This is a genomic window from Rhizobium sp. WYCCWR 11146, from assembly GCF_013591995.1.
In the GTDB taxonomy this organism is placed as follows: Bacteria; Pseudomonadota; Alphaproteobacteria; order Rhizobiales; family Rhizobiaceae; genus Rhizobium; species Rhizobium indicum.
In genome coordinates this window covers 343,535-366,323 of sequence record NZ_JACCEY010000024.1, presented here as the reverse complement: position 1 = coordinate 366,323, position 22,789 = coordinate 343,535, and the positions used below count along the sequence as shown (strand labels likewise).

The 22,789-nt window shown below is 61.5% G+C and carries 24 protein-coding genes; 15 read left to right on the top strand and 9 right to left on the bottom strand.

The window, feature by feature from the left end:
- Positions 1 to 59 precede the first annotated feature (59 nt).
- Positions 60 to 314, bottom strand: a complete 255-nt coding sequence (locus HX899_RS21620; RefSeq protein WP_138329113.1) for a hypothetical protein — start codon at positions 312 to 314, stop codon at positions 60 to 62.
- 142 nt (positions 315 to 456) lie between these two features.
- Between HX899_RS21620 and HX899_RS21615 the strand changes: the two genes are divergently transcribed.
- The 7 genes from HX899_RS21615 (at position 457) to HX899_RS35595 (ending at position 8,990) form a co-directional block, all read left to right on the top strand.
- The gene (locus HX899_RS21615) at positions 457 to 2,277 is read left to right on the top strand and encodes an adenylate cyclase (RefSeq protein ID WP_138387447.1); all 1,821 of its coding nucleotides are present in this window, start codon (positions 457 to 459) and stop codon (positions 2,275 to 2,277) included.
- Between the two features lie 142 nt (positions 2,278 to 2,419).
- Positions 2,420 to 3,730 carry an alpha/beta hydrolase gene (locus tag HX899_RS21610; RefSeq protein ID WP_138329111.1) on the top strand — a complete coding sequence of 437 codons (1,311 nt, stop codon included), beginning with the start codon at positions 2,420 to 2,422 and terminating at the stop codon, positions 3,728 to 3,730.
- A 47-nt stretch (positions 3,731 to 3,777) separates the two neighbouring features.
- A complete protein-coding gene (locus HX899_RS21605) occupies positions 3,778 to 5,934 on the top strand; it encodes a mechanosensitive ion channel family protein (RefSeq protein ID WP_181293356.1) in 2,157 nt (718 codons plus the stop codon).
- A 54-nt stretch (positions 5,935 to 5,988) separates the two neighbouring features.
- Positions 5,989 to 6,390 (top strand): hypothetical protein, encoded by a 402-nt coding sequence (locus tag HX899_RS21600; RefSeq protein ID WP_138329109.1) that lies wholly within the window; start codon positions 5,989 to 5,991, stop codon positions 6,388 to 6,390.
- Between the two features lie 106 nt (positions 6,391 to 6,496).
- Complete coding sequence (locus tag HX899_RS21595) at positions 6,497 to 7,144, top strand: MarC family protein (protein ID WP_138329108.1); 648 nt, start codon at positions 6,497 to 6,499, stop codon at positions 7,142 to 7,144.
- Positions 7,145 to 7,476: 332 nt separating this feature from the next.
- Entirely contained in the window at positions 7,477 to 7,677 is a 201-nt protein-coding gene (locus HX899_RS21590) for a hypothetical protein (protein ID WP_026157393.1), read from the top strand.
- Positions 7,678 to 7,970: 293 nt separating this feature from the next.
- The gene (locus HX899_RS35595) at positions 7,971 to 8,990 is read left to right on the top strand and encodes a GlxA family transcriptional regulator (protein WP_003540607.1); all 1,020 of its coding nucleotides are present in this window, start codon (positions 7,971 to 7,973) and stop codon (positions 8,988 to 8,990) included.
- A gap of 141 nt (positions 8,991 to 9,131) precedes the next feature.
- Here HX899_RS35595 and HX899_RS21580 read toward each other — a convergent pair whose 3' ends face one another.
- Both HX899_RS21580 and HX899_RS21575 read right to left on the bottom strand, forming a co-directional pair.
- Entirely contained in the window at positions 9,132 to 10,463 is a 1,332-nt protein-coding gene (locus HX899_RS21580; protein WP_003540608.1) for a diguanylate cyclase, read from the bottom strand.
- 180 nt (positions 10,464 to 10,643) lie between these two features.
- Positions 10,644 to 11,474 (bottom strand): response regulator, encoded by an 831-nt coding sequence (locus HX899_RS21575; RefSeq protein ID WP_138387444.1) that lies wholly within the window; start codon positions 11,472 to 11,474, stop codon positions 10,644 to 10,646.
- A gap of 347 nt (positions 11,475 to 11,821) precedes the next feature.
- Here HX899_RS21575 and HX899_RS21570 point away from each other — a divergent pair, with 347 nt between their 5' ends.
- On the top strand, positions 11,822 to 12,805 hold the full coding sequence (locus HX899_RS21570) for a squalene cyclase (protein WP_138387442.1): 984 nt from the start codon (positions 11,822 to 11,824) through the stop codon (positions 12,803 to 12,805).
- On the opposite strand, the gene HX899_RS21565 is transcribed toward HX899_RS21570, so the two are convergent.
- The 3 genes from HX899_RS21565 to HX899_RS21555 form a co-directional block, all read right to left on the bottom strand.
- A complete protein-coding gene (locus HX899_RS21565) occupies positions 12,791 to 13,405 on the bottom strand; it encodes a TetR/AcrR family transcriptional regulator (RefSeq protein WP_138387441.1) in 615 nt (204 codons plus the stop codon). The genes HX899_RS21570 and HX899_RS21565 overlap by 15 nt on opposite strands.
- 19 nt (positions 13,406 to 13,424) lie before the next feature.
- Positions 13,425 to 13,928 (bottom strand): DinB family protein, encoded by a 504-nt coding sequence (locus tag HX899_RS21560; protein WP_138329103.1) that lies wholly within the window; start codon positions 13,926 to 13,928, stop codon positions 13,425 to 13,427.
- A 133-nt stretch (positions 13,929 to 14,061) separates the two neighbouring features.
- Positions 14,062 to 14,586, bottom strand: a complete 525-nt coding sequence (locus HX899_RS21555; RefSeq protein ID WP_138329102.1) for a DUF6428 family protein — start codon at positions 14,584 to 14,586, stop codon at positions 14,062 to 14,064.
- Between the two features lie 42 nt (positions 14,587 to 14,628).
- Here HX899_RS21555 and HX899_RS21550 point away from each other — a divergent pair, with 42 nt between their 5' ends.
- From HX899_RS21550 to arsK, 7 genes are read left to right on the top strand one after another with little or no spacing between them, the layout of a single operon-like run.
- Positions 14,629 to 14,985, top strand: a complete 357-nt coding sequence (locus HX899_RS21550) for a helix-turn-helix transcriptional regulator (RefSeq protein ID WP_003540616.1) — start codon at positions 14,629 to 14,631, stop codon at positions 14,983 to 14,985.
- Positions 14,982 to 15,512: an arsenate reductase ArsC gene (locus HX899_RS21545; RefSeq protein WP_017988649.1), complete on the top strand. Its 531-nt coding sequence runs from the start codon at positions 14,982 to 14,984 to the stop codon at positions 15,510 to 15,512. The genes HX899_RS21550 and HX899_RS21545 overlap by 4 nt, the downstream gene beginning before the upstream one ends.
- Complete coding sequence (gene arsN2 / locus HX899_RS21540; RefSeq protein WP_138329101.1) at positions 15,512 to 15,955, top strand: arsenic resistance N-acetyltransferase ArsN2; 444 nt, start codon at positions 15,512 to 15,514, stop codon at positions 15,953 to 15,955. The genes HX899_RS21545 and arsN2 overlap by 1 nt, the downstream gene beginning before the upstream one ends.
- The gene (locus HX899_RS21535) at positions 15,952 to 16,659 is read left to right on the top strand and encodes an MIP/aquaporin family protein (RefSeq protein ID WP_181293355.1); all 708 of its coding nucleotides are present in this window, start codon (positions 15,952 to 15,954) and stop codon (positions 16,657 to 16,659) included. Before arsN2 ends, HX899_RS21535 begins: the two co-directional genes overlap by 4 nt.
- Positions 16,656 to 17,084: an arsenate reductase (glutaredoxin) gene (arsC, locus tag HX899_RS21530; protein ID WP_138329099.1), complete on the top strand. Its 429-nt coding sequence runs from the start codon at positions 16,656 to 16,658 to the stop codon at positions 17,082 to 17,084. The genes HX899_RS21535 and arsC overlap by 4 nt, the downstream gene beginning before the upstream one ends.
- Positions 17,059 to 17,784, top strand: a complete 726-nt coding sequence (gene arsH / locus HX899_RS21525; protein WP_171598625.1) for an arsenical resistance protein ArsH — start codon at positions 17,059 to 17,061, stop codon at positions 17,782 to 17,784. The genes arsC and arsH overlap by 26 nt, the downstream gene beginning before the upstream one ends.
- Positions 17,781 to 19,016, top strand: coding sequence for an arsenite efflux MFS transporter ArsK (gene arsK / locus HX899_RS21520; RefSeq protein WP_171598624.1), 1,236 nt, complete (start codon positions 17,781 to 17,783; stop codon positions 19,014 to 19,016). The genes arsH and arsK overlap by 4 nt, the downstream gene beginning before the upstream one ends.
- 21 nt (positions 19,017 to 19,037) lie before the next feature.
- Here arsK and HX899_RS21515 read toward each other — a convergent pair whose 3' ends face one another.
- The 3 genes from HX899_RS21515 to HX899_RS21505 all read right to left on the bottom strand — a co-directional run bounded on the left by HX899_RS21515 (position 19,038) and on the right by HX899_RS21505 (position 22,595).
- The gene (locus tag HX899_RS21515) at positions 19,038 to 19,304 is read right to left on the bottom strand and encodes a hypothetical protein (protein WP_064250899.1); all 267 of its coding nucleotides are present in this window, start codon (positions 19,302 to 19,304) and stop codon (positions 19,038 to 19,040) included.
- A 112-nt stretch (positions 19,305 to 19,416) separates the two neighbouring features.
- A complete protein-coding gene (locus HX899_RS21510) occupies positions 19,417 to 21,951 on the bottom strand; it encodes a mechanosensitive ion channel family protein (RefSeq protein ID WP_181293354.1) in 2,535 nt (844 codons plus the stop codon).
- Positions 21,952 to 22,043: 92 nt separating this feature from the next.
- The gene (locus HX899_RS21505) at positions 22,044 to 22,595 is read right to left on the bottom strand and encodes a DUF924 family protein (protein WP_180193986.1); all 552 of its coding nucleotides are present in this window, start codon (positions 22,593 to 22,595) and stop codon (positions 22,044 to 22,046) included.
- Positions 22,596 to 22,789 lie beyond the last annotated feature (194 nt).

Below are 22,789 nucleotides of genomic sequence, written 5' to 3'. Positions count from 1 at the left end.
GTAGGTAACCGTAACATACGCCTCGCGATGGCTGGCCGCCCGGGGGGCGGTCGCGTATATCAGCGAGGTGGCGGTAGCGAGGCGTCAAGCGCGCCCTCTATCTCCTTGGAGAGTTCTGCGATCAGCTCCTGGTATTCGACGACGCGCTCGCCGCGCTTTGGGTCGGTTGAGACGTTCCATTTCTGCAGCGCCGATTGGGCGTCGGCAAAGTCCCTGCATATTTCCCGAAAATCCTCACTGCGGGCAGAGAGATCATCGATCGCCTTGATCCTGGCTGGAAATTGCCGACGGACTGCGGTCATGCCTTCGTCCATGGTTTACTCCTCACGGCATTTGGACGCTGCCTTTGCAACGTGTGCCCGGCCCAATCTTCATGGACGACGCAGGGTTCGTGGAGTATGTTACCGTAACATACGGTCTGGCAGTGACGTGACTCAACGGGGGATTGGGGCAGACATGCAGACGTGGATACCAGCAGAGGGGTCTGCAGCACCCATTCTTTTAGGGCCGGCGCCTCAAGCCGACGATATCAGGGAGCAACTGGAACGTGTCGTCTCCAGCCCCGAATTTCCAGGCATCGGGCGCGCCGCAGCGTTTCTCCGCTATGTCGTCTCGGAAACCCTTGAGGGTCGGGGCAACCGGATCAAAGCCTATTCGATCGCGATCGAGGTCTTCGGCCGAGATGCCGGCTTCACCCAGGACGATCCGGTGGTCAGGATCGAGGCTGGGCGGTTGCGGCGATCACTCGAGCGCTATTATCTCGTCGCCGGACAGCATGATCCGGTCAGGATCGACATTCCCAAAGGCGGATATGTTCCAACCTTCACCTGGTCCTGTCCGGCGTCAGTCGACGCTGGAGATGACGAAGCTGACGAAACATCGCCCTCTGAGGTTCGCTCCGGACGTTGGTTGCGCGCAAGGCGGGTCCTATTGCCGGGTGCCGCTGCCCTCGCTGCGGTGGCTATTTCGCTCTATTGGATCGGGACACGGTCACCCGCTCCGTCGCTCGAACGCGTTTCGAGCCTTTCGCCCGATCGCCCGGCCCTCGTGATAGCCCCGTTTGCCAATCTCGGCGAAGGGCCGGAGGCGCAGCTCTACACTGCCGGCCTGACCGAGGAACTGATGACCATCCTGCCACGGTTCAAGGAGATCAAGGTCTTCGGCCGCGAGACCTCCAAGTCCCTTCCCGCGGATGTGGGCGCATCGGAGATCCGGGCCGAATTCGGCGCACGCTATCTCCTTGCCGGCGGGGTACGCACGTCGGGCAAGCGTCTTCGTGTGACGGCCAGATTGCTCGATACGTCGGACGGCGAGATCCTCTGGTCGGAGAACTATGACAATGATCTCGCATCAGGAGACCTGTTTGCGATCCAGACGGATGTCGCCAGAAAGGTGGCGACCGCCATTGCCCAACCCTACGGGGTCATGGCACAGGTCGACTCCGCCAGTCCGCCGCCGGACGATCTCGGTGCGTATGAGTGCACTCTGCGCTTCTATGCCTATCGTTCGGAACTGAGCGGCGAAGCACATGCGCGCGTGCGGGATTGCCTCGAGGCCGCACTGGCGCGGTTTCCGAGCTACGCGACCGCCTGGGCAATGCTGTCGATCGTCTATCTCGATGAGGACCGCTACAAGTTCAATCCGACACCGGGCCAGGGTTCAGCCATACAGCGTGCACTCGATGCCGCCAGGCGCGCAACGCAGATCGATCCGAACAATACACGCGGACTACAAGCGCTGATGACGGCGCTGTTCTTCGACAGGCAGCTCGCTGAATCACTTCGGGTGGGCGAGCAGGCGCTCGCCACCAACCCCAATGACACCGAACTGATGGGCGAGTTCGGAACGCGGCTTGCGATCGCTGGCCAGTGGCAGCGTGGAGCAGCCCTCCTCGACCAGGCCATCGCCCTCAATCCAGGCAGCGGCGGCTTCTACCACGGAACGCGAGCCCTGGCCGCCTACATGCTCCGCGACAACCAAACCGCCGTACTGGAGATCAGGCAGGCGAACATGCAGAAGTTCCCTCTCTTCCATGTTGTCGCCGCCATCATCTACGCCGAGGCAGGCATGATGGACGACGCCCGCCGGGAAGGACAGGTGTTCGTCAGCATGCGACCTGACTTCCTGCCGAACATTGTAACGGAACTCGCGATGCGCAACATGCAGCCTGAAGATCGCGACCGCCTGATCGAAGGACTTCGCGAGGCGGGGATGACGGTGCCCGATCCCGATGCAATTGCGTCGAGCGCCGCCACCTCGGATCTGCAACCCCGCTGACACTGTCTCCCCGACCGTAACATACCCGATCATACGGGTAAGCCATCTCGTCTTCGCATAGTCTCGCCTAGTGCCGACTTCGACCGCCGCGGCGCGTGGCGTCGAGGCCTGCCCGAACTTGACAGGGCTATGAGGAACAACAGTGAGCACAAAATGTCACGATGGCCGAATTCGACCAAGCCCCTCCCCAGGTCTGAAATGGATCTCGGCTCTCCTGCTGCTCTGCGCATTGGCCGGATGTGGCGGCCACCCCAAGAACGTACTCATCCCCGTTGCCGATAGCGCGCCGAACTCCACCAAAGTCGATATACTCGTAACCACGACGCGCAGCCGCTCCACGATAAAAGGCGAGATGTTCACTGGCGAGCGCGCGCTCGCCCCGGCCTTTGCCGACATCACGGTGTCCATTCCCCCAGCGAACGTCCGCAAAATCGGCGAAGTCGCCTGGCCGAGGAGACTTCCATCCAACCCGGCAACCGACTTCGCAACCTTGAAAGCCGAGGAGATCACGCGCGACGACGCCAAGAAATGGCTGAGCGCCTCAGTCAGGAAGAGCCGCGACCGCAGCGTGCTGGTATTCATCCATGGCTTCAACAACCGTTTCGAAGATTCCGTCTATCGCTTCGCCCAGATCATCAAGGATTCCGGTGTCCATAGTGCGCCCGTGCTGGTGACATGGCCGTCGCGCGGCAGCCTGCTGGCATACGGATATGACAGGGAGAGCACGAACTACACGCGCAACGCCTTGGAGACACTTTTCCAGTATCTCGCCAAAGACCCAGAGGTGAAGGAAGTCTCGATCCTGGCGCATTCCATGGGGAACTGGCTGGCGCTGGAAGCGCTTCGCCAGATGGCGATCCGCAACGGCCGCCTCCCTGCCAAGTTCGAGAATGTCATGCTGGCCTCGCCCGATGTGGATGTCGATGTCTTCCGCCAGCAGATCATCGACATGGGCAAGCAGCATCCTAAGTTCACCCTGTTCGTTTCGCGAGACGATCGTGCCCTCGCGGTATCCCGCAGGGTATGGGGCGACGTCGCCAGACTCGGCGCCATCGATCCCGAGCAGGCCCCATTCAAGAAGGAACTGGCCGACAGCCAGATCACGGTGATCGACCTCACCAAGGTCAAGGCGGGCGACAGGCTGAACCACGGAAAATTTGCGGAATCGCCCGAGGTCGTTCAACTCATCGGCGCGCGGATTTCCGACGGCCAGACGCTGACCGACAGCAAGGTCGGGCTCGGGGACAAGATCCTTGCCGCGACGACGAGCACTGCGGCGGCGGCAGGCAGCGCAGCCGGCCTGATCCTTGCCGCCCCGGTCGCCGTCGTCGATGCGGATACCAGAGATAACTACGCCGGCCAAGTCAGCGGCCTCACGGGTCCTGTGGGTACGCAGCCGCGAGCGCCCGACTGCATGGCCAGAGGCCGATCGAAGGAGTCGTGCAGGCAGTGACGGTTCGGGAACCGGCAAACTGACGTTCATAGAGATCAGGATAGACAATGCCACTACTTTCCAAGATCCGCATATTTAGACCGCTTTTCACTGGGGCTGCCCTGGCGTCGGTTCTCCTTTGTGCCTCTATTGCCGTGGCGCAGAGCGTGACGCCTGCAAGCCCACAGCCGGAAAGCGTCCAGCGCTTTATCGGGATGTTCTCGGATCCTGATGTCCAACGCTTCCTGCAGCAGCAGTCGCAAGCAGCCAAGACCGCGGCGGAGACGCCCTCTGAAACCCCGAACGCCGACCCTTCATTCTCGGAATTCGCGATGCGGTTCCGTGCCCACGCCTCCGGCCTTCTCGGCGCTATCCAATCCTTTCCCCTGGAGACGATGCGCGGCGGGACCGTGCTCGAACGGGACATCCAGGCGAACGGCGGGACACGGCCGATCTTCCTGGTCGCGGCCTTCGTCGCCGTCGGGCTGGCCGCGCAATGGCTGTTCTGGTGGATCAGCGCCGGCTGGCGCTCGTGGATGGCACGCGCGCCCTTTGCCACGGTTCGCGAAAGGGTGATCGCACTGGCCGCGAGGCTTCTGTGGACGGCATGTTACGTCCTCTCCTTCGGGCTTGGCAGCATCGGCTTCTTCCTGCTGTTCCAATGGCCACCTGTTATCAGGGAGATCGTCGTCGGTTACCTCTTCGCGATCGTCGTCTTCCGCCTGGCGAGCGCGTTTTTCGACGTGCTTCTGGCGCCACGGGCGGAGGAAGAGGGTCGGTTCCGTGTCGTCCCGATCACCAAGGATGCCGCCGGCCACTGGGCTAAACGCCTGGGCTATCTCGTTGGCTGGTATGCCTTTGGCTGGGTGACCATCCGCCTGCTCGGCACTCTCGGCTTTTCCGTCCCGGCCCGGCAACTCGTGGCCTATTCGCTTGGCCTCGTGCTGCTCGTCATCGGCATCGAAGCTGTTTGGAGACGTCCGTCCCGATTGTCTGCCGGCCAAGCCAGCCGGATCGGCCTGCGCGCGCGGAACTGGCTCTGGACGGTCTACTTCGTCGCCGTCTGGCTGCTATGGGTGGTGGGAGCCATGAAGCTGTTCTGGATCGCGGTGGTCTGTGCCGCCCTGCCCGGGGCCATCGCCCTCACCAAGGCGTCGGTCAACAATATTCTGCGCTCTTCCGCTGAGGAAGAGGACGGCCACAAGAAAGGCACCGTTGTCTCGGTAATCGTCGAGCGCGGTATCAGGGCAGCGCTGATCGTCGGAGCGATCGTTCTGCTCGCGGATGCCCTGGATATCAGGCTCACGCAGATGACGATGCAGGATTCGCCGTTTCTACGCCTCGTGCGCGGCCTCCTTAGCGCTGGGATCATTCTCCTGATTGTCGATCTCGCCTGGAGCGTCGTGAAGGTCATGATCGATCGCAAGCTCGGCGACACCGAGGCCGTCCTTGAGGTCGGCAGCGAACGGGAGCGGCGGCGCACGCGTCTCAGAACCCTGCTGCCGATCCTTCGCAATTTCCTGATGATCCTCTTCGTCGCCATCGCGATCATGATGGCATTGTCGTCGCTCGGCGTGGAAATCGGCCCGTTGATCGCAGGTGCCGGCGTGGTCGGCGTCGCCATCGGCTTCGGGGCACAGACCGTGGTCAAGGACGTCATCAGCGGGATGTTCTACCTGCTGGACGACGCCTTCCGGGTTGGCGAATATATCCAGAGCGGCAGCTATAAGGGCACCGTCGAGTCCTTCAGCTTGCGGTCCATCAAGCTCAGGCACCACCGCGGCGCGGTCTACATCGTCCCGTTCAGCGAACTCGGAGCCGTCCAGAATATGAGCCGCGACTGGGTGATCGAGAAGATGACGATCACCATTACCTACGATTCCGACATCGAGAAGGCCCGCAAGATCATCAAGAAGATCGGCCTGGAACTGTTCGAGGATCCGGAGTTCAAACCGACCACGATCGAGCCGCTGAAGATGCAGGGGATCGACAGCCTGGGCGACTCCGGCCTGCTTCTGCGGATGAAGGTCATGACGCTTCCGGGCGAGCAGTTCACGCTGAAGCGGCGAGCCCTGCGGATGATCCATCAGGCCTTCAACGAAAACGGCATCAAGCTCGCCGTGCCGACCGTCCAGGTCTCAGGCGGGAAGGACGACGCTGTTGCAGCCGCTGCCCAGCAGACGCTCGCAGCGCAGAGTGCGGCGACCGCCGCGAACCCGGCCTGAGAGCGGCACTCTTCAGGCCGTGAAACAGGACACAAAGCAATGGGAGGAAATGAGATGAAGATCCTGGACATCCTGTCGCACACGCTTGCGACACTTGCCGTGCTGATGATGGTCTGCGCGCCCCTCCTCGTTCCCGCGACGGCAGAAGCGGCACGCCGTGGCGTAGCGGCATGCGGCCCGAGAGGCTGTGGTGCTGCAGCCTGCGGGCCGCGCGGATGCGCTGCAGTCGGGCGCACCCGGCCTGCCGTACGGCCGCCCGTCCGGCGCGGCGTCGTCGTCGTCGCCCCACGCCGCTACTGGCGTCCGGGCACTGCCATCGCCGCAGGTGCTGCCATCGGCTTCGTCGCTGGAGCTGCCGCCGTTTCACTGGCAGGTACGCCTCCGCAATCCGGTCAATGCTGGTACTACACCTCGCCCGCTAAGACGACGGGCTTCTGGGACGTATGCCCGCGCTGAGCGGCTCGCAGAAAGACTGGCGAGCCCCTTGGTCCTCTTCGTCACCTCCCTCCCCAAAGTGGGGAGGCCCCGATTTTCGCATCACAAATTTTAGAGGGTACGTTCCATGGATTTCACAGTCATCGACACCGCACTCGTCGGAAAACTTCTGCTGCTGCTTCTGATCGGCATGGGGCCGAAGATCGCCCTGGTGCCGTTTCTGGAAAAGACTCACGCCTTCGATACCGAAACCAAGGTGCGCATAGGCCGCCAGATGGTTCTGATCGCCGTCGTCACGGCGCTGATCCTTTTCGCCACCGGCGCTCTGCTGATGCGGCTTCTCCATATCACGGGCGGCGCGGTCGCCGTCGCCGGCGGCATCATCCTCGCGCTGATCGCGATCAAGATGGCATCAGGACCGACAGAGAAGCCGCACGACGACTTTGCGGCGCCCGTCGATCCCGATAAGCTGGCCGTATTTCCGCTCGCGGTTCCCTACCTGCTCAATCCTGTCGGCATCACGGTCATCATCATCGCCTCCGGCGAAGTCGTCTCGATCGCCAGCGCGATACTTGTCACCGCTCTGATCCTGATCGTTGGCGCGTTCGACTATCTGGTGTTCACCAACATCGACAAGCTCGCCAAGCGTATGAAGCCAGTCACCATGATCGTTTCAGAGGTCGTCTTCGGCATTCTGCTGACCGCAGTCGCCGTCCAGTTGATCGTCGCCGGGCTTGGAAATCTTGGCATCATCACCCCAACTGCGGCACATTAGATGAGGATGACTTGCGGCCGGGCCAGTCCAAAAATCTGAACCCGGATTTATCAAAGAGACCGCGCCGAAAGCCGCTCGGTTTTCGGCGTCATGCTCAGCTGCGGATTTGCTATCCCCCTGCGTGGAAAGCCCGGGGATTAAGGTCGGTGAAAAGACTGCAAAACGTGTTCACCGATAGCCGCCGGGCGCACGACGATCATTCAATATCTCTGATGTTATCCATAAGTTCTATTCGTTTGAATGATGGGTTTCCAAGGCCCATATTGTGATCATGGACATGGACGAACCTCCCATTGACGACCATGTCCCTGACCCAAGAAAGGAACCGGAAAATGACCACGCTCACCTATCGCGGTGGTGGTAAGTCCCTCACCTCCAGCGAAAGCCGCTTCGACCTGGCACATTATGCCCGTAAGCTTGTGCTCGCCTGGACGCGCTGGCAGACGGCCCGCGAAATCGAAGCCATGCCCTTCGACATTCGCAAGGACATCGGCTGGCCGAGCACGGACGACAACAAACACCGGACCATGTAATGAATGCGACATTCCTCCCAAGATAAGGGCGGCGCCTGCCTCGTGCAACGCCGCCTTTTTCGTGGTCTGACCATCCATTCCTAAGCCATTTTCAACATTAAATTCCAGCCGCCTATCAGCCTGCCTTCTGCCTGCCCACGGCCATTCCGGCGGTTTGATCGGCCAAATCGCCGGCGATGTCGCATATTTGCTCTTCCCGGCCGCATTTTTCCATGCCAGTGTCGCTTTCAGGACATCGGCGCGACGCATTCCGCGCAACGAATGTGCCATCGCCCTCGAGCATGGATTTCGCTATGAACAGGATGCAGATCAAGAAGCGTTCGGTAGTCTTCTTTATGGTACCGCAATTCACCATGCTGCCCTTTTCGGCGGCCGTGGACACCTTGCGTATCGCCAATCGCATGCTCGGCTATCAGGCCTATACCTGGCGGCTGACCTCCGTCGATGGAGAAAAGGTCTATTCCTCCTGCGGCATCGGCGTCGAGGCCAATTCCTCGCTCGCCGAGGAGCGCCGTCATCTTGGCGGCGAAAACCGGCCGGGCATGGTGCTCGTCTGTTCCGGCATCGATGTCGAGCAGTTTAACAACAAGTCTGTCAATGCCTGGCTGCGTGAATGCTACAATCGCGGCGTCGCCGTCGGCAGCCTCTGTACGGGCGCGCATGTGCTTGCCCAGGCCGGTCTCCTGAACGGCAAGCGCTGCGCCATCCACTGGGAAAACCTGCCGGGCTTTTCGGAAGCCTTCCCGCAGGCGGAGGTCTATGCCGATCTCTACGAGATCGACGGCAATCTCTACACCTGCGCCGGCGGTACCGCCTCGCTCGACATGATGCTGAACCTCGTCGGCGAAGATTTCGGCGAAAGCCTTGTCAACCGTATCTGCGAGCAGCACCTGACGGACCGCGTGCGCAATCCGCACGACCGCCAGCGTCTGCCGCTGCGAGCCCGCCTCGGCGTGCAGAACGCCAAGGTGCTGTCGATCATCGAGCTGATGGAAGGCAATCTCGCCGAGCCGCTGTCGCTGATCGAGATCGCCGACGGCGCCGGCCTCTCGCGCCGCCAGATCGAACGGCTGTTCCGCCAGGAGATGGGCCGCTCGCCGGCCCGCTACTATCTGGAAATCCGCCTTGACCGTGCGCGCCACCTTCTGGTGCAGTCCTCGATGCCGGTCGTCGAGGTCGCCGTCGCATGCGGCTTCGTCTCGGCCTCGCATTTCTCCAAGTGTTATCGCGAACTCTACCATCGCTCGCCGCAGCAGGAGCGTGCCGAGCGTAAGATGACCATGGCGACCGCGCGCCAGGCGGTCGCCGCCTGAGACAATAAGACGGGCCGTCGCCGCTTGAGACCAATAAGACAGCCGTCGCCGATTGAGACATTGAAAAGCTGATCTCGCCTGACGCAAAAGATCGTCGCCGCCTGAGATTGAGGGCGGCGGCTTGGCCCCGCCTCAGAGGCGCTATTGCGCCGCCTCTTCCGTCATCTTGGCATCGGAATAGACCTGGTTGCGGCCCCTGTGTTTGGCCATGTAGAGAAACTGGTCGGCGGCGTTGAGGTAATTCTCGAAGGTTTCGTAACCGGCGATCTCGGCGATGCCGATCGAAATCGTGACGCCGAGTTCCTCGTCGTCGGCCGTGACCTTCAGCCGCGAAATGTCCGAGCGGATCTCGTCGCAGAGCTTGGTCGCGGCTGCCGAATCCATCTGCGGGAAGAGGATGGCGAATTCCTCACCCCCGAGCCGCGAGAGAAGATTGTCGCTGCCCTCGAAGATCGTGAACAGCCTGTTTGCGACAGCCTTCAGCACCTTGTCGCCGATCTCGTGGCCATAGGTATCGTTCAGCCGCTTGAAATGGTCGATATCGAGAATGGCGACGGAACTCGGCACCTTCAACCGCAGGCACTCGTTCACCAGCTTCGGGCCGTTGTCGTAGAAATAGCGGCGGTTATAGAGGCCGGTCAGATAGTCGCAGGCCGCCGCTGCCCTCAGCTGCCGCATCTGCGCCAGCGTTTCGGCATTGTTGGCGATGCGGCATTGCAGCTCCTCGGCGACGAAGGGCCGGTAGACGAAATCGCTGGCGCCGGCCTTGAGGAAACTCGCCGAAAGCATGCGGTCGTTGGAAGAGGAAACGCCGATGACACGCAGCCTGTCCGAACCGAAACGATGGCGGATGCGCCGCGTCAGTTCGTAGCCGCTCATATCGGGCATGTGGTGGTCGGTGACGACGAGCTCGATATCGCTGTAGGCCTCGAGCGCTGCCAGCGCCTCGAGCCCCGAATTTGCCTCGACGACGAGATATTGTTGTGCCTTCAGGAGGTCGACGAGCACCTGGCGCGCCGAGACGACATCGTCAACGACGAGCACCCGCGTCTTGCGGTTGGAGATCGCCCGCCGGACGGTGGCGACCAGATTGTCGAGCGCGAATTCATTGTCCTTCAGCACGTAATCGATGACATTGCGCTCCATGATCTTGTTGCGCGTGTTGAGATCGAATGTCGCGGTGAAGACGATCGCCGGGATATCGTGCTCGATCGTGCAGTCGAGCGCTTCACCATAGGGCGAATCCGGCAGGTTGAGATCGACGACGGCCATGGTGTAGCCGTGAGCGTCGTCGGCAAGTTCCTTGCGAAGAGCCTTCAGCGACGGGCAGGATTTGACGGCAAGGCCGAGTTCCGTCTGGAACCGGTGACAGAGCACCGCGGAAAACATCCGGGAATCTTCAACCAGAAGTATTTTAAGCCCGCCGGAGCGTAACCCGATACCATCCCGCTGAAAATCCGCTTGAAAAGCCACAGCCGCTACTCCCCCATGCGTCCGACGGGCGCGACTCGGCCCTCTCCCCGGCGGGGACGATAACCGAGAGGCCTGTGCGCGTGAAGGGGACAAATAATGGCGCTATTACTTGTAATTGCAAAAATTCGACGACTGTCCCCGACCGTCATTTCCGCCCCCCTGGCGATACTGGAGGGGCCGTCAGGCAACCGCCCGTTCCTTGCGCATCGATTGAATTTGCAGCAGCGTATCGAGGTTCTGGTTGACGCGGCAGTAGAACTCCTCGTCGATGAAGGGACGCAGCATGAAATCATTGCCGCCGGCCTTCAGGAATCGTGCTGAAAGCAGCCGGTTCGAAGAGGAGGAAACGCCGATGATGCGCAGTTCGTGCGAGCCGATACTGGCGCGGATGCGCCGCGTCAGTTCGAAGCCATCGATGTCGGGCATGTTGTAGTCGGTGATGACAAGGCCGATATCGCGGTTGACCTTCAGGATCTCCAGCGCCTTGCCGCCACTCTCGGCGACGCTGACACGGAAATTGTAGCGCTTCAGCCGGCTCGACAGCAAAGCCCGCGCGGTCGCGCTATCGTCGACGATCAGCACGTGGTGGCGATGATTGGTGAGGAAGCGGCATATCGATTCCGCCAGAAGATCGACGGCGAAGATATTGTCCTTGAGGATATAGTCGACGATATCCTTGGCCATCAGCTTGTCGCGCATGTTTTCATGGAAGGTGCCGGTGAAAACGATGGTCGGGATGGAGAGATCGACCAGATATTCGAGCGCTTCGCCGTTTTCGGCGCCGGGCAGGTTGATGTTCGAGATCGCCAGCGTGATCGGATCGGAAGACTTGTCGTAGGAAACCTGCAGATCCTCGAAGCTGCGGCAGATCTCGACATCGATGTCGAACAGCTCCTTGAGGCGTTTGCTGATCATCGAGGTGAATACGTTGGAATCTTCCGCGACAATAATACGCGCACCCGCAAACATTTCCCCGGAATATTGCATCCCCGAAATACCTAGAAACGCCATAGCAAACCTTTGATGTAAAATCTGTCCCCGGATCAAACTGATACATCAATTGATTTGAGTAATTATTAATCGACGCGCCTGGATATAAATGAAGAGGCGGCCCGATCGGGCTGCCTCCGACTTCTTTGCGGATATGATTAAGAAATCGGGCGCGAAGCGCCGCATTCTCGGCATCGAAAAGGCTTTCGCCGACAACCGTCGCATTATAGGTCGAACCGAGGTTTTGATCTTCAGCTTCGTGCCTTCCTTGGCGCAATACGGCTGCCGACGAGCCCACCCGGCTGGCACCGCTCGGCCGAAGCAATTATAAACGAGCCATCGACCCCGACCCGCCGACAGGTTCGCCCATGATCCAATCCGACCCGGTAATCGCATGGCTTCTCGACTCCGACCCGTCGATCCGATGGCAGGTGATGCGTGACCTGCTCGATGCTCCGGAGCGGGAGTGGATGACTGAGCGGGCCAAAGTCGAGACCGAGGGCTGGGGCGCAAGGCTGCTCTCCTGCCAGGACGAGGACGGGCAATGGGCAGGCGGCGCCTTCCTGCCCGCCGGTTTCGACCCGCGCGAGTGGAAGGAGCATGGCCAGCCGTGGACGGCCACGACCTTCTCGCTGTCGCAATTGCGCGAATTCGGTCTCGATCCCGCCTGCGATTGCGCCAAGCGCACCGTCAAATTGATCGGCGCCAACGCCCGTTGGGAAGAAGGCGGCCAGCCCTATTGGGAAGGCGAAGTCGAAGAGTGCATCAACGGCCGCACCGTTGCCGATGGCGCCTATTTCGGGATCGACGTCTCACCCATCGTCGACAGGCTGGCCGGCGAGCGTCTCGAGGACGGTGGCTGGAACTGCGAGCGGATCAATGGCTCCGTCCGCTCGTCTTTCGCCAGCACCATCAATGTGCTGGAAGGTTTGCTGGAATACCAGAGATCGACCGGCGGCACGCATCAGTCTCGAGAGGCGCGCAGGACGGGTGAGGAGTTTCTGCTGGCCCGCAACCTCTTCCGCCGCCTTGGCACCGGCGAGCCGGCCGACGAACGCTTCCTGCGCTTCCCGCATCCGAACCGGTGGCGCTACGACATTTTGCGCGCGCTCGACTATTTCCGCGCCAGCGCGATCCTGACCGGCGCCGATCCCGATCCGCGCCTCGGCGTGGCGATCGAGCACCTGCGTTTCAGACGCTTGCAGGACGGCAGTTGGCCGCTCGACGAGAGCCCTGCCGGTCGGGTGTGGTTCGAGGTCGATGACGGGCAAGGCAAGCCCTCACGGTGGGTGACGCTCCGGGCGATGCGGGTGCTCAGATGGTGGAATGCCCGGCCCTCAATCAATGCCTGACGGCAAATCCAGCGAGCGCAGGAAATGCGCCTCGATAGCGCCCAGCAATTCGGCACGATCGGACGGTGTCTCCGCGATGCCGGGCTGATTGACCACACCGTGCAGGGCGTTGAACAGAAACACCGCCGTAAAGCCGGGATCAATGACCGACCAGGCATTCTCGCCAGCACCGGCGGCAAGCAATTCGGTCAGATGATCAATCAGGATATTGCGCGAAAGCCCCTCCTTTGTTGCGGGAGGGGCTGCCACGAAGGCGAGATGATGCAGCCCAGCCGCGTCGAGATAGCCGGTGGCGCATGCCGTCGACCAGGCCGCCAGCTTCCCGCACCAATCCTCTTGCCTCCGTCCTTCGACCGCCACGATGATGCCATCCAGCACACCCTGCACGAAACGGGCGCGCAGTGCCTGAAGAACATCAGCCTTCGAGGAGAAGTGCAGGTAGAACGTGCCCTTGGCGACCCCCGCCCCGGTCGTGATCTCCTCGATCGTGGTCTGCTCCAGGCCCTTTTCCAGAAACAGCCGCTCGGCCGCGGTCATGAGCTCGTCACGCCGCTCTTCGGGGGGTTTGGTTCTCGGTTTTGAAACAGGATTGGCCGGCATCGGCAGGACTAGTCCACTCTCATTGGCGGCGCGTGGGATCGGTCCTGTGCAGGTAGCCGGTAAACACGTCGCGCATTGCGGTGCTCTCGATCTCAGGCAGCAGACGACCGACTTCGCCGCGATGATAGCCGGCATGCGTCACCACATGGGCCAGCATCTCCTCGCGGGACATGCGTCCGCGTCCGCCATCGGTGAAGGTGAAGTCGACGACCTCCTCCATTTCCTCGGGCGTTATACGCGAGGTGTAATCGATATACCAACGGTCCGTATCTTGGATATCGAAGGACAACTGCGCCAAAGCCGGCACTTCGCTGCTCCAGCTCGCCGCATAGGAGTGATCCAGCCGTTGAAGATTGGCGGCGAAGATCCGATCGACGAGATGGGCGTGATTGAGGACGCGAAGGGCCGATCGGAACTCGTCGGATCGCGCCTCCACCCCGAGCGCGTTCAAGGCATCGAGAAGCTCGTCGTCGACGCTGGCTTTGTATTGGAACAGAGAGTTCAACAGTGTCTGCGCGCTCATGGCGATCTCCGGATGTGAACTGGATGCCGCCGGCATAACACCGGCAGCCTCCATCTACATCACTGACTGGTGGTCAGTCAACACACTTCCGATCTCTCTGCCACTCTGCCCTGCCGCGCGATCTTATGTGTCGTTACGCACAGCAGCCGCTCGCTGCCGCTTGTGGCCCGCAGCAGGCCGCCGCCCTGCTGTTTTCCTCTGCCAGCCAGCGATCGCGCGGCTTGCAGCTTGCCGGCCGCGGCGAAAGCGTTACATGGACGGCGCCGGCGCGAAGAACCGGCATCGCCGCGCAATAAAGCTGCATTGGCCGCACGCCGTCGCTGACTTCGAAGGTCAGCTTCGCCGAACCATCCAGTTGCACATGATCGGAAACCTTGCGGATGATTGCATGGAACTTGCCGGCCGGCATATGCGTGCGGTCGGCTTCCTCGATATCCCAGAGCTGGATGAAGATTTCCGCCCACGCTTCGGGATTGGCGCCGCAATCCAGGCCTGAGAATTGGCCCGCCTTGACCTCGGTGACGTGATAGCCAGGCTTCACCGCCTTGCCGTCATAATAGAAAATCAGCGGAGAATCCTTGGCGCCGGTAAGCACACTGAGCAGCAGGCCGAGATCGATGTCGTTCTCTTGAATTTTGCTGTTGTCGATGACGTTCATTTGCGCTAATCCTCGTTTCAATGATTCAAGGATTATTGAAATATGGATCAACGTCAAGCCCTCATCGCATTCGGCGCGCTCTCGCAGGAAACCCGCCTTCACATCGTCCGCATGCTCGTAGTTTCGGGTCCCGACGGCATGGCGGCAGGCGCGATCGCTGAAAAGGCGGAGGTCTCGCCCTCTAATATCTCCTTCCACCTGAAGGAGCTCGAACGGTCGGGCCTGATCGCGCAGCAGCGTGAATCCCGGTCGATCATTTACACCGCGAACTACGAGGCGCTTGGCGGCTTGGTTCGCTTCCTGATGGAAGATTGCTGTTCCGGGCATCCGGAAATCTGCGCACCTGCCGCGGAGGTTGCGGCCTGCTGTACCCCTAAAATGAAGGAGAAACTGCAATGACCCCTGACCGCGTTTACAATGTGCTCTTTCTCTGCACGGGCAATTCTGCCCGCTCGATCCTGGCGGAATCCATCCTGGAGACCGAAGGCAAGGGTCGATTCAAGGCCTATTCGGCCGGCAGTCAGCCGAAGGGTGAAGTCAATCCCTATGCGCTGAAGGAGCTTGCAGCGCAGGGCTACCCAACAGTCGGTTTCCGCTCGAAGAGCTGGGACGAATTCGCCGAACCGGGCGCTCCGGAGATGGACTTCATCTTTACGGTTTGCGACAGCGCTGCCGGCGAGGCTTGTCCCGTCTGGATCGGTCATCCGATGACCGCCCATTGGGGCGTCGAGGACCCCGCTGTCGTCGAGGGCAGCGAAGTCGACAAAGGCCGCGCTTTCGCGCAGGCCGCCCGCTTCCTCAAGAACCGGATCAGCGCCTTTTTGAGCCTGCCTCTTTCCTCGATCGACAAGCTCGCCCTGGAATCGCACCTGCGCCAGATCGGCACAATGGAAGGCGCCAGCATTAAACAGCCCAAGGCGAGCTGATGGGTTTCGAATTGAACCAGCAGGCCTTGGAAGGGCACGACGACAGACTTCGCGGCGCGCTCGCAGGCGCCGGGCTTCCGGTCGATGACCTCACAGACGCCGGCCGAAGCTTCTATCGGTTTTCACGTGGCGGCGAGACGGTCGGCTTCGGCGGGCTGGAACTCTATGGCGAGACTGTACTCCTCCGTTCCATTGTCGTGCTGTCCGATCAGCAAGGTTTTGGCTTCGGCCATGCGATCACCCGTGGCCTGCTCGATCAGGCCCAAAGGAAAGGCGCAACTGCCGCCTATCTGTTGACAGAAACAGCCGCCCCCTTCTTTCAATCGCTCGGTTTTCGTTCGATCGCCCGCGATGAAGCGCCGGCCGAGATTCTGACGACGCGGCAGGCCGCAAGCCTGTGCCCGGCATCGGCCGCCCTGATGGTCCGGAGCCTGCCGGCATGAGCGCGCCGGTGTTCCCCCCGTCTCGACGACTGGTCGCCGAAGCGCTCGGCACGATGCTGCTCGTAGCAACCGTCGTCGGCTCGGGCATCATGGCGGATAGCCTGACGGACGATACGGCGCTTGCGCTGCTCGGCAATACGCTGGCAACGGGGGCAATCCTCGTCGTCCTGATCACGATCTTAGGCCCGATTTCCGGGGCTCATTTCAATCCGGTCGTGTCGCTGGTGTTTGCGCTCCGGCGCGAACTGCCTGCCTCCTCCCTTCCCGCCTATATCGCGGCGCAGATCGTCGGCGGCATTGCCGGGACGTTGCTCGCTCATGCGATGTTCGCCCTTCCCGTGCTGCAGGCCTCGGAAACCGTGCGCACCGGCGGCGCGCAATGGCTCTCTGAAGTGACGGCAACCTTCGGCCTCGTCTTCGTCATCTTAGCCGGTGTGCGCTATCGCGCCGATGCCGTGGCATGGCTGGTCGGCCTTTATATCACCGCCGCCTATTGGTTCACCGCCTCCACGTCCTTTGCCAATCCCGCCGTCGCGATTGCTCGATCGCTGACGCACACCTTTTCCGGCATCCGCGCGATCGATCTACCGGGCTTTATAGCCGCTGAAGTCCTCGGCGCCTTGCTGGCGCTGATCCTTGCGGGATGGCTGCTGATGGAAGCCCGCGATCCTGAAACCCTCACCAAGACGGAATCCGCCTCATGACCATAGATGTTACGATCTATCACAACCCCGAATGCGGCACTTCGCGCAACACGCTTGCGATGATCCAGAACGCCGGCATTGAGCCGAACGTTATCGAATATATGAAAAACCCGCCGTCGCGCGAGCAGCTAATCAAGGTGATTGCGGATGCAGGTTTGAGCGTTCGCGAGGCGATCCGCGAAAAGGGCACGCCCTATGCGGAGCTCGGCCTCGACAACCCTGATCTTACCGACGAGCAATTGCTCGACGCGATGCTGAAAGATCCGATCCTGATCAACCGGCCCTTCGTCATCACGCCGCTCGGCACGCGCCTGTCGCGGCCGTCGGAACTTGTCCTCGAAATCCTGCCGGAGACGCATCAGGGCGCCTTCACCAAGGAGGACGGCGAGAAAGTGCTCGATGCCGGAGGCAAGCGCATTGTCTGATCTGCCTGCCGTATCGCCGATGCATCTGCATCAACCGGATATGGACGCGCTCAGGCCGGCGTTCTCGACGCACAAGCCGCGCATCTTGATCCTTTATGGCTCCCTGCGAGCAGTGTCCTACAGCCGCTTCCTCGCACAGGAGGCCGCGCGGCTGCTCGAATATTTCGGCTGCGAAGTGCGCATCTTCAATCCGGAAGGTCTGCCGCTGCCTGATGCGGCGCCGGCGAGCCACCCAAAAGTTCAGGAGCTGCGTGAATTGTCGGCATGGTCTGAAGGCCAGGTATGGGTCAGCCCCGAACGTCATGGCGCGATGACCGGCATCATGAAAGCGCAGATCGACTGGATTCCATTGTCGGTCGGCTCGGTCCGGCCGACGCAAGGCAAGACGCTGGCGGTGATGCAGGTCTCCGGCGGCTCCCAGTCCTTCAATGCGATAAGCCAGCTCCGCATTCTTGGCCGTTGGATGCGGATGATCACTATCCCCAATCAGTCCTCGGTCGCCAAAGCTTTCCAGGAATTCGACGCGGACGGCCGTATGAAACCCTCATCCTATTACGACCGCGTCGTCGACGTCTGCGAGGAACTGGTGAAGTTCACGCTGCTGACCCGTGATGCCTCGAACTATCTGACCGACCGCTACAGCGAACGGAAAGAAGAAGCCGAAAAGCTCGAACAGCGCGTGAGCCTCAGATCCCTATGACAATTGTCAGCACCGAACGACCGCCGGTAGCCGCCATCGCCGCGCTCGGGCTCACGCAGATCATCGGTTATGGATCGCTCTATTACAGCTTCAGCATCCTCGCCCCTGACATGGCCCGTGATCTGGGCTGGTCATCGGAATGGATCTTCGGCGCGCTCTCCGCGGCCCTTCTGATCGGCGGTCTGGCCGCACCTCTCATCGGCACGTGGATCGATCGCTTCGGCGCCGGCAGGATCATGACATCAGGCTCGGCGATTGCCGCCGCCGCCCTCGTCGCCTGCGCCTTCGCGCCGGGAAAGATCGCTTTCGTCGCGGCATTGATCGGCATCGAGATCGCCTCGAACCTGGTGCAATATGGCGCAGCCTTCGCCCTGCTCGTGCAGATCAGGCCGCAGGTCGCACAGCGCAGCATCACCTACCTGACGCTGATCGCCGGCTTCGCCTCGACCATCTTCTGGCCGATCACCACGGCGCTGCATGCGCATCTCTCATGGCAGAACGTCTATCTGATCTTCGCCGCGCTCAATCTCGTCGTCTGCCTTCCCATTCATGCTTGGCTCTCCCATGGCGTCAGCCAAACCAAGAGACGACATGCACACGAAACCGCAAAACGCGTCGAGCCGAGCCTTCCGCCGTCGGTGCGCAGGCCGGCCTTTATCCTGATGGTGACGGGCTTTGCTTTGGAAAGCTTCGTGAACTCGGCACTTCTGGTTCACATGGTGCCTGTCATGTCGGCACTCGGCCTCGGCGCCATGGCAGTGGTGGTCGGGACGCTCTTCGGTCCGTCACAGGTGCTGAGCCGCCTCATCAACATGGTCTTCGGCGAGAGCTTGTCGCAAGTGATGCTGGCGATCATCTGCGCCATCCTGCTGCCGGCAGCCCTTGTCATCCTTATCGCCACCGCACCCTCGGTGCCGGGCGCGCTGGTCTTCGCCGTCGTCTTCGGCCTCGGCTCTGGCCTTAACAGCATCGTCTACGGAACCTTGCCGCTCGCGCTCTTCGGAAGCGATGGCTACGGCCGGCGGCAAGGACAAATCATGTCGGTCCGTCTCGTCGTCTCCTCGATGGCGCCGTTCGCGCTCGCCTTCCTGATGGGTAATCTCGGCGTATCGTGGTCGCTGTCGATCGCTGCATTGCTCAGCACCGTCGCCGTAGCCGCATTCTTCGCCATTATGCGGCTGACGCGCCCGGTTGCCCGGCCGGAAACTGTTCCCCATCCCCGAGAAGCTTGAGCGCATTAATCAGGACGGGCGCTACTTGACGACGGCCGAGCCCTTGACGATGTCGATCGTCTCGCCGCCGTCGAGTCCGATGCGGTCGCCGTCGGGCGTTGTCATGAAGCAGCCGGAAGCACAGAGGTTTTCCGAAGCGCCGGCATCGACCACGACCTCGACGCGCTGGCCGCTCTCGGTGATGACGAGCACGACGGCAGCTGGATCGGTGTTGGTGATGGATGCCGCTTCAGCCGCGGGTGCGGCAAGCAGCGGGATAAGCAGAACGGCGGCAAACCTTGCCATCATGTGCGGCGGCGCTGGCGCGCCCTCCCCTCGAACGATCGGTGCTGCCCCCGGCAGCGATCCCGATAGTGGAGATCATGCACATATAGCTGTGAATGATGGCTGAATGACCCGTTCAGCCTTTCCGATTGCCGTCCGCCGTCTTGCTGCGCAATTGCCGCACCGGCTGCTCTTCCTCCTCCATGGGCGTGTCCGCCGAGTTTTCCTGCTCGTTGGGTTGATCCCTGCCCGCATCGGCAAGCGCGGGACGAGCCTCTCGATGGATGGTAAGATCGGTCTGTGGCAGCGGGATCTCGATGCCCTCGGCCTTGAAGCGCTTAAGGATCTCGATCCTGAGATTGTTGCGCACCGCCATGCCGTCACCCATGTCGGCGAGGAAGAAACGCAGCTCGAAATCCAGCGAATAGGGGCCGAAGCGCAGGAATTCGACATGCGGCTCCGGATTGCGCATGACGAGCGGTATCTTGGCCGTCAGTTCCAGCAGGATGTCCATCACCTGCTGCGGATCGGCGTTGTAGGCGACGGAAACCGGGATTTCCGAGCGGCCGATCTTGTTGCGGTGCGTCCAGTTGCCGACGAGGCCGTTGATCAAATCAGAATTCGGCACGATGATCGACTGCTTGCGGAAGGTCTCGATCTCGGTGGCGCGCACCGAAATGCGTTTGACGATACCTTCGGCGGTGCCGGAAACGACATGGTCGCCGACCTTGAACGGCCGTTCGACGAGCAGGATCAGGCCGGAGACGAAGTTGGAGACGATGTTCTGCAGACCGAAACCGATACCGACCGAAAGTGCGGAAGCGACGAGCGCGAAGCTCGACAGGTCGATGCCGGCCGCCGAAACGCCGATGATCGCTGCTATGCCGACGCCGAGATAGCCGATGCCCGTCTTGACCGAATTGCGCACGCCAAGATCGACATGGCTTCTGGCCATCACATTGCCATCGAGCCAGCGCTGCAGCCAGCGCGTCAGCAGGTAGACGCCGGCAAACAAGAGAATGCCGGTGCAGATGCCGAGCAGCGAGATGCTGATACCGCCGAGCCTGACCTCGGTGAACAGCCGATAGGCAAGAATCTGCAGATCCTGCACATGGAAGCCCCAGAGCAGCAGGATCAGCGGGATGCCGACGAGAAGCGCCACCGCATAGATGGCAAGGCCGACGAGCAGGCCAGCCTGATCGATCGCCACCGGCCCGAGCTTGAAGCGACGCGTCAGGAAGCTTGCGAAGAAGGTATCGCCGAAGCTTTCCTGCCTTGATATCGCCTTGCCGGAGAGCAGGCCGACATACATGGTGGCGACCAGCGCGCCGGTGATGATGAGCTGCGTGGCGACGAAGCGCGCGAGCCCGACATAACCCGTGAGCGCTGTGAGGATGAGGCCGGCGCCGACGACCCGCAGGATGATCGCCATGCCGCGAGGCCAATGCCGTCCCGGCGCATCGGGATCGCCGTTCTTCGCCAGCATCGGTCTGCCGAAGGAGACCGCGATCAGGATCAGGCCGATGATCAGCGCAGCAATCAGGCTTCTGACCACGGTCAAGACCAGCGGCGAGCCCATCGCCTCGCCGATCGTGCCGAAGAGGTAATCGAGCGCGTTGACGATCGCCATCGCCAGCAGGCAGTAGCCGATCGAGCGCGCGCCGAGATTGGAAAGCCGCACGAGCCGCCAGCGCGGTTCGCGCGGCGCGAAGATGGCGTTGACGAAGCGGCCGACGAAATAGACAAGCCCGATCGCCCCGAACAGGGCGCCGATGACAGGCGCGATATCGGGCCTCAGCACATTGAACCCGTTAAGGAAAAAGAACGAAGTAACGAGCAGCACCGAGAGCGCCAGCGTGCGGATCAACGTCGACCAGAAGGCGATCGACAGCCGGCCGATATAGGACGGGTTCTCGACAGCCTCGTCGCGGCGCAGGTAGGAGCCGAACAGCCGGTAACTGCCGGAGAGTAGGATCAGCGCCGAGGCGAGCGACAGGAAGATCGCGGCAAACATTGGGAAACGCTTAAATTTCCAGACGAAGGTGGCCCAGCTCGACAGAGCCTGCGTGAATTCGCTGGCCTCGTGCACGAAGGCGCTGCCGGCATCGTCAAGCACCGAGACCGAAATCTCGGTGCGTCTGAGCAGCGTATCGGCAAACAGCCGCCGCCGCATCTCGGTGATCTCGTTGACGAGCTTCGTCACCGTGATCGAGAGGTTTTCGGCATCGCCCGTCAGCGCGTTGATCTGCGCGCGTTCGGCGGCGAGCGCGTTGCGCTCTTGGGTGACGATCTCGGCTTCAGGCGGCTGCCCGTCCTTCGGCGGATCGCCGATCTCGGCAAGCCGGTTCTTGATCTGGTCGAAACGCGGCCTCAGATTGACCGATATGGTGATGACGGCGCGACTGAGCTCGTCGGCCTTGGTCGCAAGCCCGACCAGGGCATCGTCATTGTCGGCATTCTGCTTGACGCCGTCCTGAAGCGCCGTCAGCTGGACCTTCGCCTTGTCGATTTCCTTTGTCGCTTGGTCGAACGGCATATCGGCGAGCGGCGCCTGCGCCGCCGCCGGTGCCTGCGGCTCCTGTGCGAAGGCCGCAGCACCCTTGAAATGCGCGCCGGCGACCGCCAGCGTCAGCAGAAGAATGGTGCGAAGCAGAATCGGTCTCAGCCGCAAAAGCGCCTCCGGGAAAGGTTGTCGTCGGAATAGAATGCCAGCTTGTCTTAGTAAAGAAAGGCGACAGAAAGGCGGAAGCTCCCTGGAAACCCTTAGAAACCGGCATTGGGCCGGGAGAGATAGTCGCATTCCTCAGCCGTCGACTCGCGTCCGAGCATGGCATTGCGGTGCGGAAAGCGGCCGTAGGCGGCGATCACGTCGCGGTGGCGGATCGCATAATCGAGATATTCCGCATCGCCGAGGGCGTCGAACAGTTCCACCGAGCGCTCCTGCTCCCCAAGGTCCTCGGCATGTTCGAACGGCATGTAGAAAAAGGTACGGCATGCGGCCTCGACCGCCTGATCGGCGCCCGATGCAAGCGCGAGCTTGGCTTCCCGAAGCGCCAGACCATCGGTCGCGACGGCAAGCGCAGTGCCGCGATAGATGTTGCGAGGAAACTGGTCGAGCACGATCACAGCCGCCAGCCGGCTCTCCGCATCCCCCCGCCATTCGGCGCCAACACCGGCCGCAAGAGCCAGATGGGTATCGCGGAAGCCTTCGCGGATCTCCACGTCGAGTTCCGGCGTCGAGCGGAACCACAGCTCCCGGCCGCATCTCACGAACCAGAAATCATACACTTCGCGTGGTGTGCGGATCGTCGCCATGTTTCCTCTTCCCTAGCGTTAGGAATGATGATGTTTTGTCGGTAAACTATTGTAGAGATAGGATAAATTCCGTTCTTTGCGCCCTTTCATCCGCCTGCCGGCACCTTCTCCCCGAGGGGAGAAGAGACTTGCGGCGGCGCCTCATTCCCCCTTCTACCCAGCGGGAAGGTGCCGGCAGGCGGATGAGGGGGCGG

Coding starts and splice junctions, on each gene's coding strand:
- HX899_RS21620 (WP_138329113.1), bottom strand. CDS start 314: ATGGACGAAGGCATGACCGCAGTCCGTCGGCAATTTCCAGCCAGGATC.
- HX899_RS21615 (WP_138387447.1), top strand. CDS start 457: ATGCAGACGTGGATACCAGCAGAGGGGTCTGCAGCACCCATTCTTTTA.
- HX899_RS21605 (WP_181293356.1), top strand. CDS start 3,778: ATGCCACTACTTTCCAAGATCCGCATATTTAGACCGCTTTTCACTGGG.
- HX899_RS21600 (WP_138329109.1), top strand. CDS start 5,989: ATGAAGATCCTGGACATCCTGTCGCACACGCTTGCGACACTTGCCGTG.
- HX899_RS21595 (WP_138329108.1), top strand. CDS start 6,497: ATGGATTTCACAGTCATCGACACCGCACTCGTCGGAAAACTTCTGCTG.
- HX899_RS21590 (WP_026157393.1), top strand. CDS start 7,477: ATGACCACGCTCACCTATCGCGGTGGTGGTAAGTCCCTCACCTCCAGC.
- HX899_RS35595 (WP_003540607.1), top strand. CDS start 7,971: ATGAACAGGATGCAGATCAAGAAGCGTTCGGTAGTCTTCTTTATGGTA.
- HX899_RS21575 (WP_138387444.1), bottom strand. CDS start 11,474: ATGGCGTTTCTAGGTATTTCGGGGATGCAATATTCCGGGGAAATGTTT.
- HX899_RS21570 (WP_138387442.1), top strand. CDS start 11,822: ATGATCCAATCCGACCCGGTAATCGCATGGCTTCTCGACTCCGACCCG.
- HX899_RS21565 (WP_138387441.1), bottom strand. CDS start 13,405: ATGCCGGCCAATCCTGTTTCAAAACCGAGAACCAAACCCCCCGAAGAG.
- HX899_RS21560 (WP_138329103.1), bottom strand. CDS start 13,928: ATGAGCGCGCAGACACTGTTGAACTCTCTGTTCCAATACAAAGCCAGC.
- HX899_RS21555 (WP_138329102.1), bottom strand. CDS start 14,586: ATGAACGTCATCGACAACAGCAAAATTCAAGAGAACGACATCGATCTC.
- HX899_RS21550 (WP_003540616.1), top strand. CDS start 14,629: ATGGATCAACGTCAAGCCCTCATCGCATTCGGCGCGCTCTCGCAGGAA.
- HX899_RS21545 (WP_017988649.1), top strand. CDS start 14,982: ATGACCCCTGACCGCGTTTACAATGTGCTCTTTCTCTGCACGGGCAAT.
- arsN2 (WP_138329101.1), top strand. CDS start 15,512: ATGGGTTTCGAATTGAACCAGCAGGCCTTGGAAGGGCACGACGACAGA.
- HX899_RS21535 (WP_181293355.1), top strand. CDS start 15,952: ATGAGCGCGCCGGTGTTCCCCCCGTCTCGACGACTGGTCGCCGAAGCG.
- arsC (WP_138329099.1), top strand. CDS start 16,656: ATGACCATAGATGTTACGATCTATCACAACCCCGAATGCGGCACTTCG.
- arsH (WP_171598625.1), top strand. CDS start 17,059: ATGCCGGAGGCAAGCGCATTGTCTGATCTGCCTGCCGTATCGCCGATG.
- arsK (WP_171598624.1), top strand. CDS start 17,781: ATGACAATTGTCAGCACCGAACGACCGCCGGTAGCCGCCATCGCCGCG.
- HX899_RS21515 (WP_064250899.1), bottom strand. CDS start 19,304: ATGATGGCAAGGTTTGCCGCCGTTCTGCTTATCCCGCTGCTTGCCGCA.
- HX899_RS21505 (WP_180193986.1), bottom strand. CDS start 22,595: ATGGCGACGATCCGCACACCACGCGAAGTGTATGATTTCTGGTTCGTG.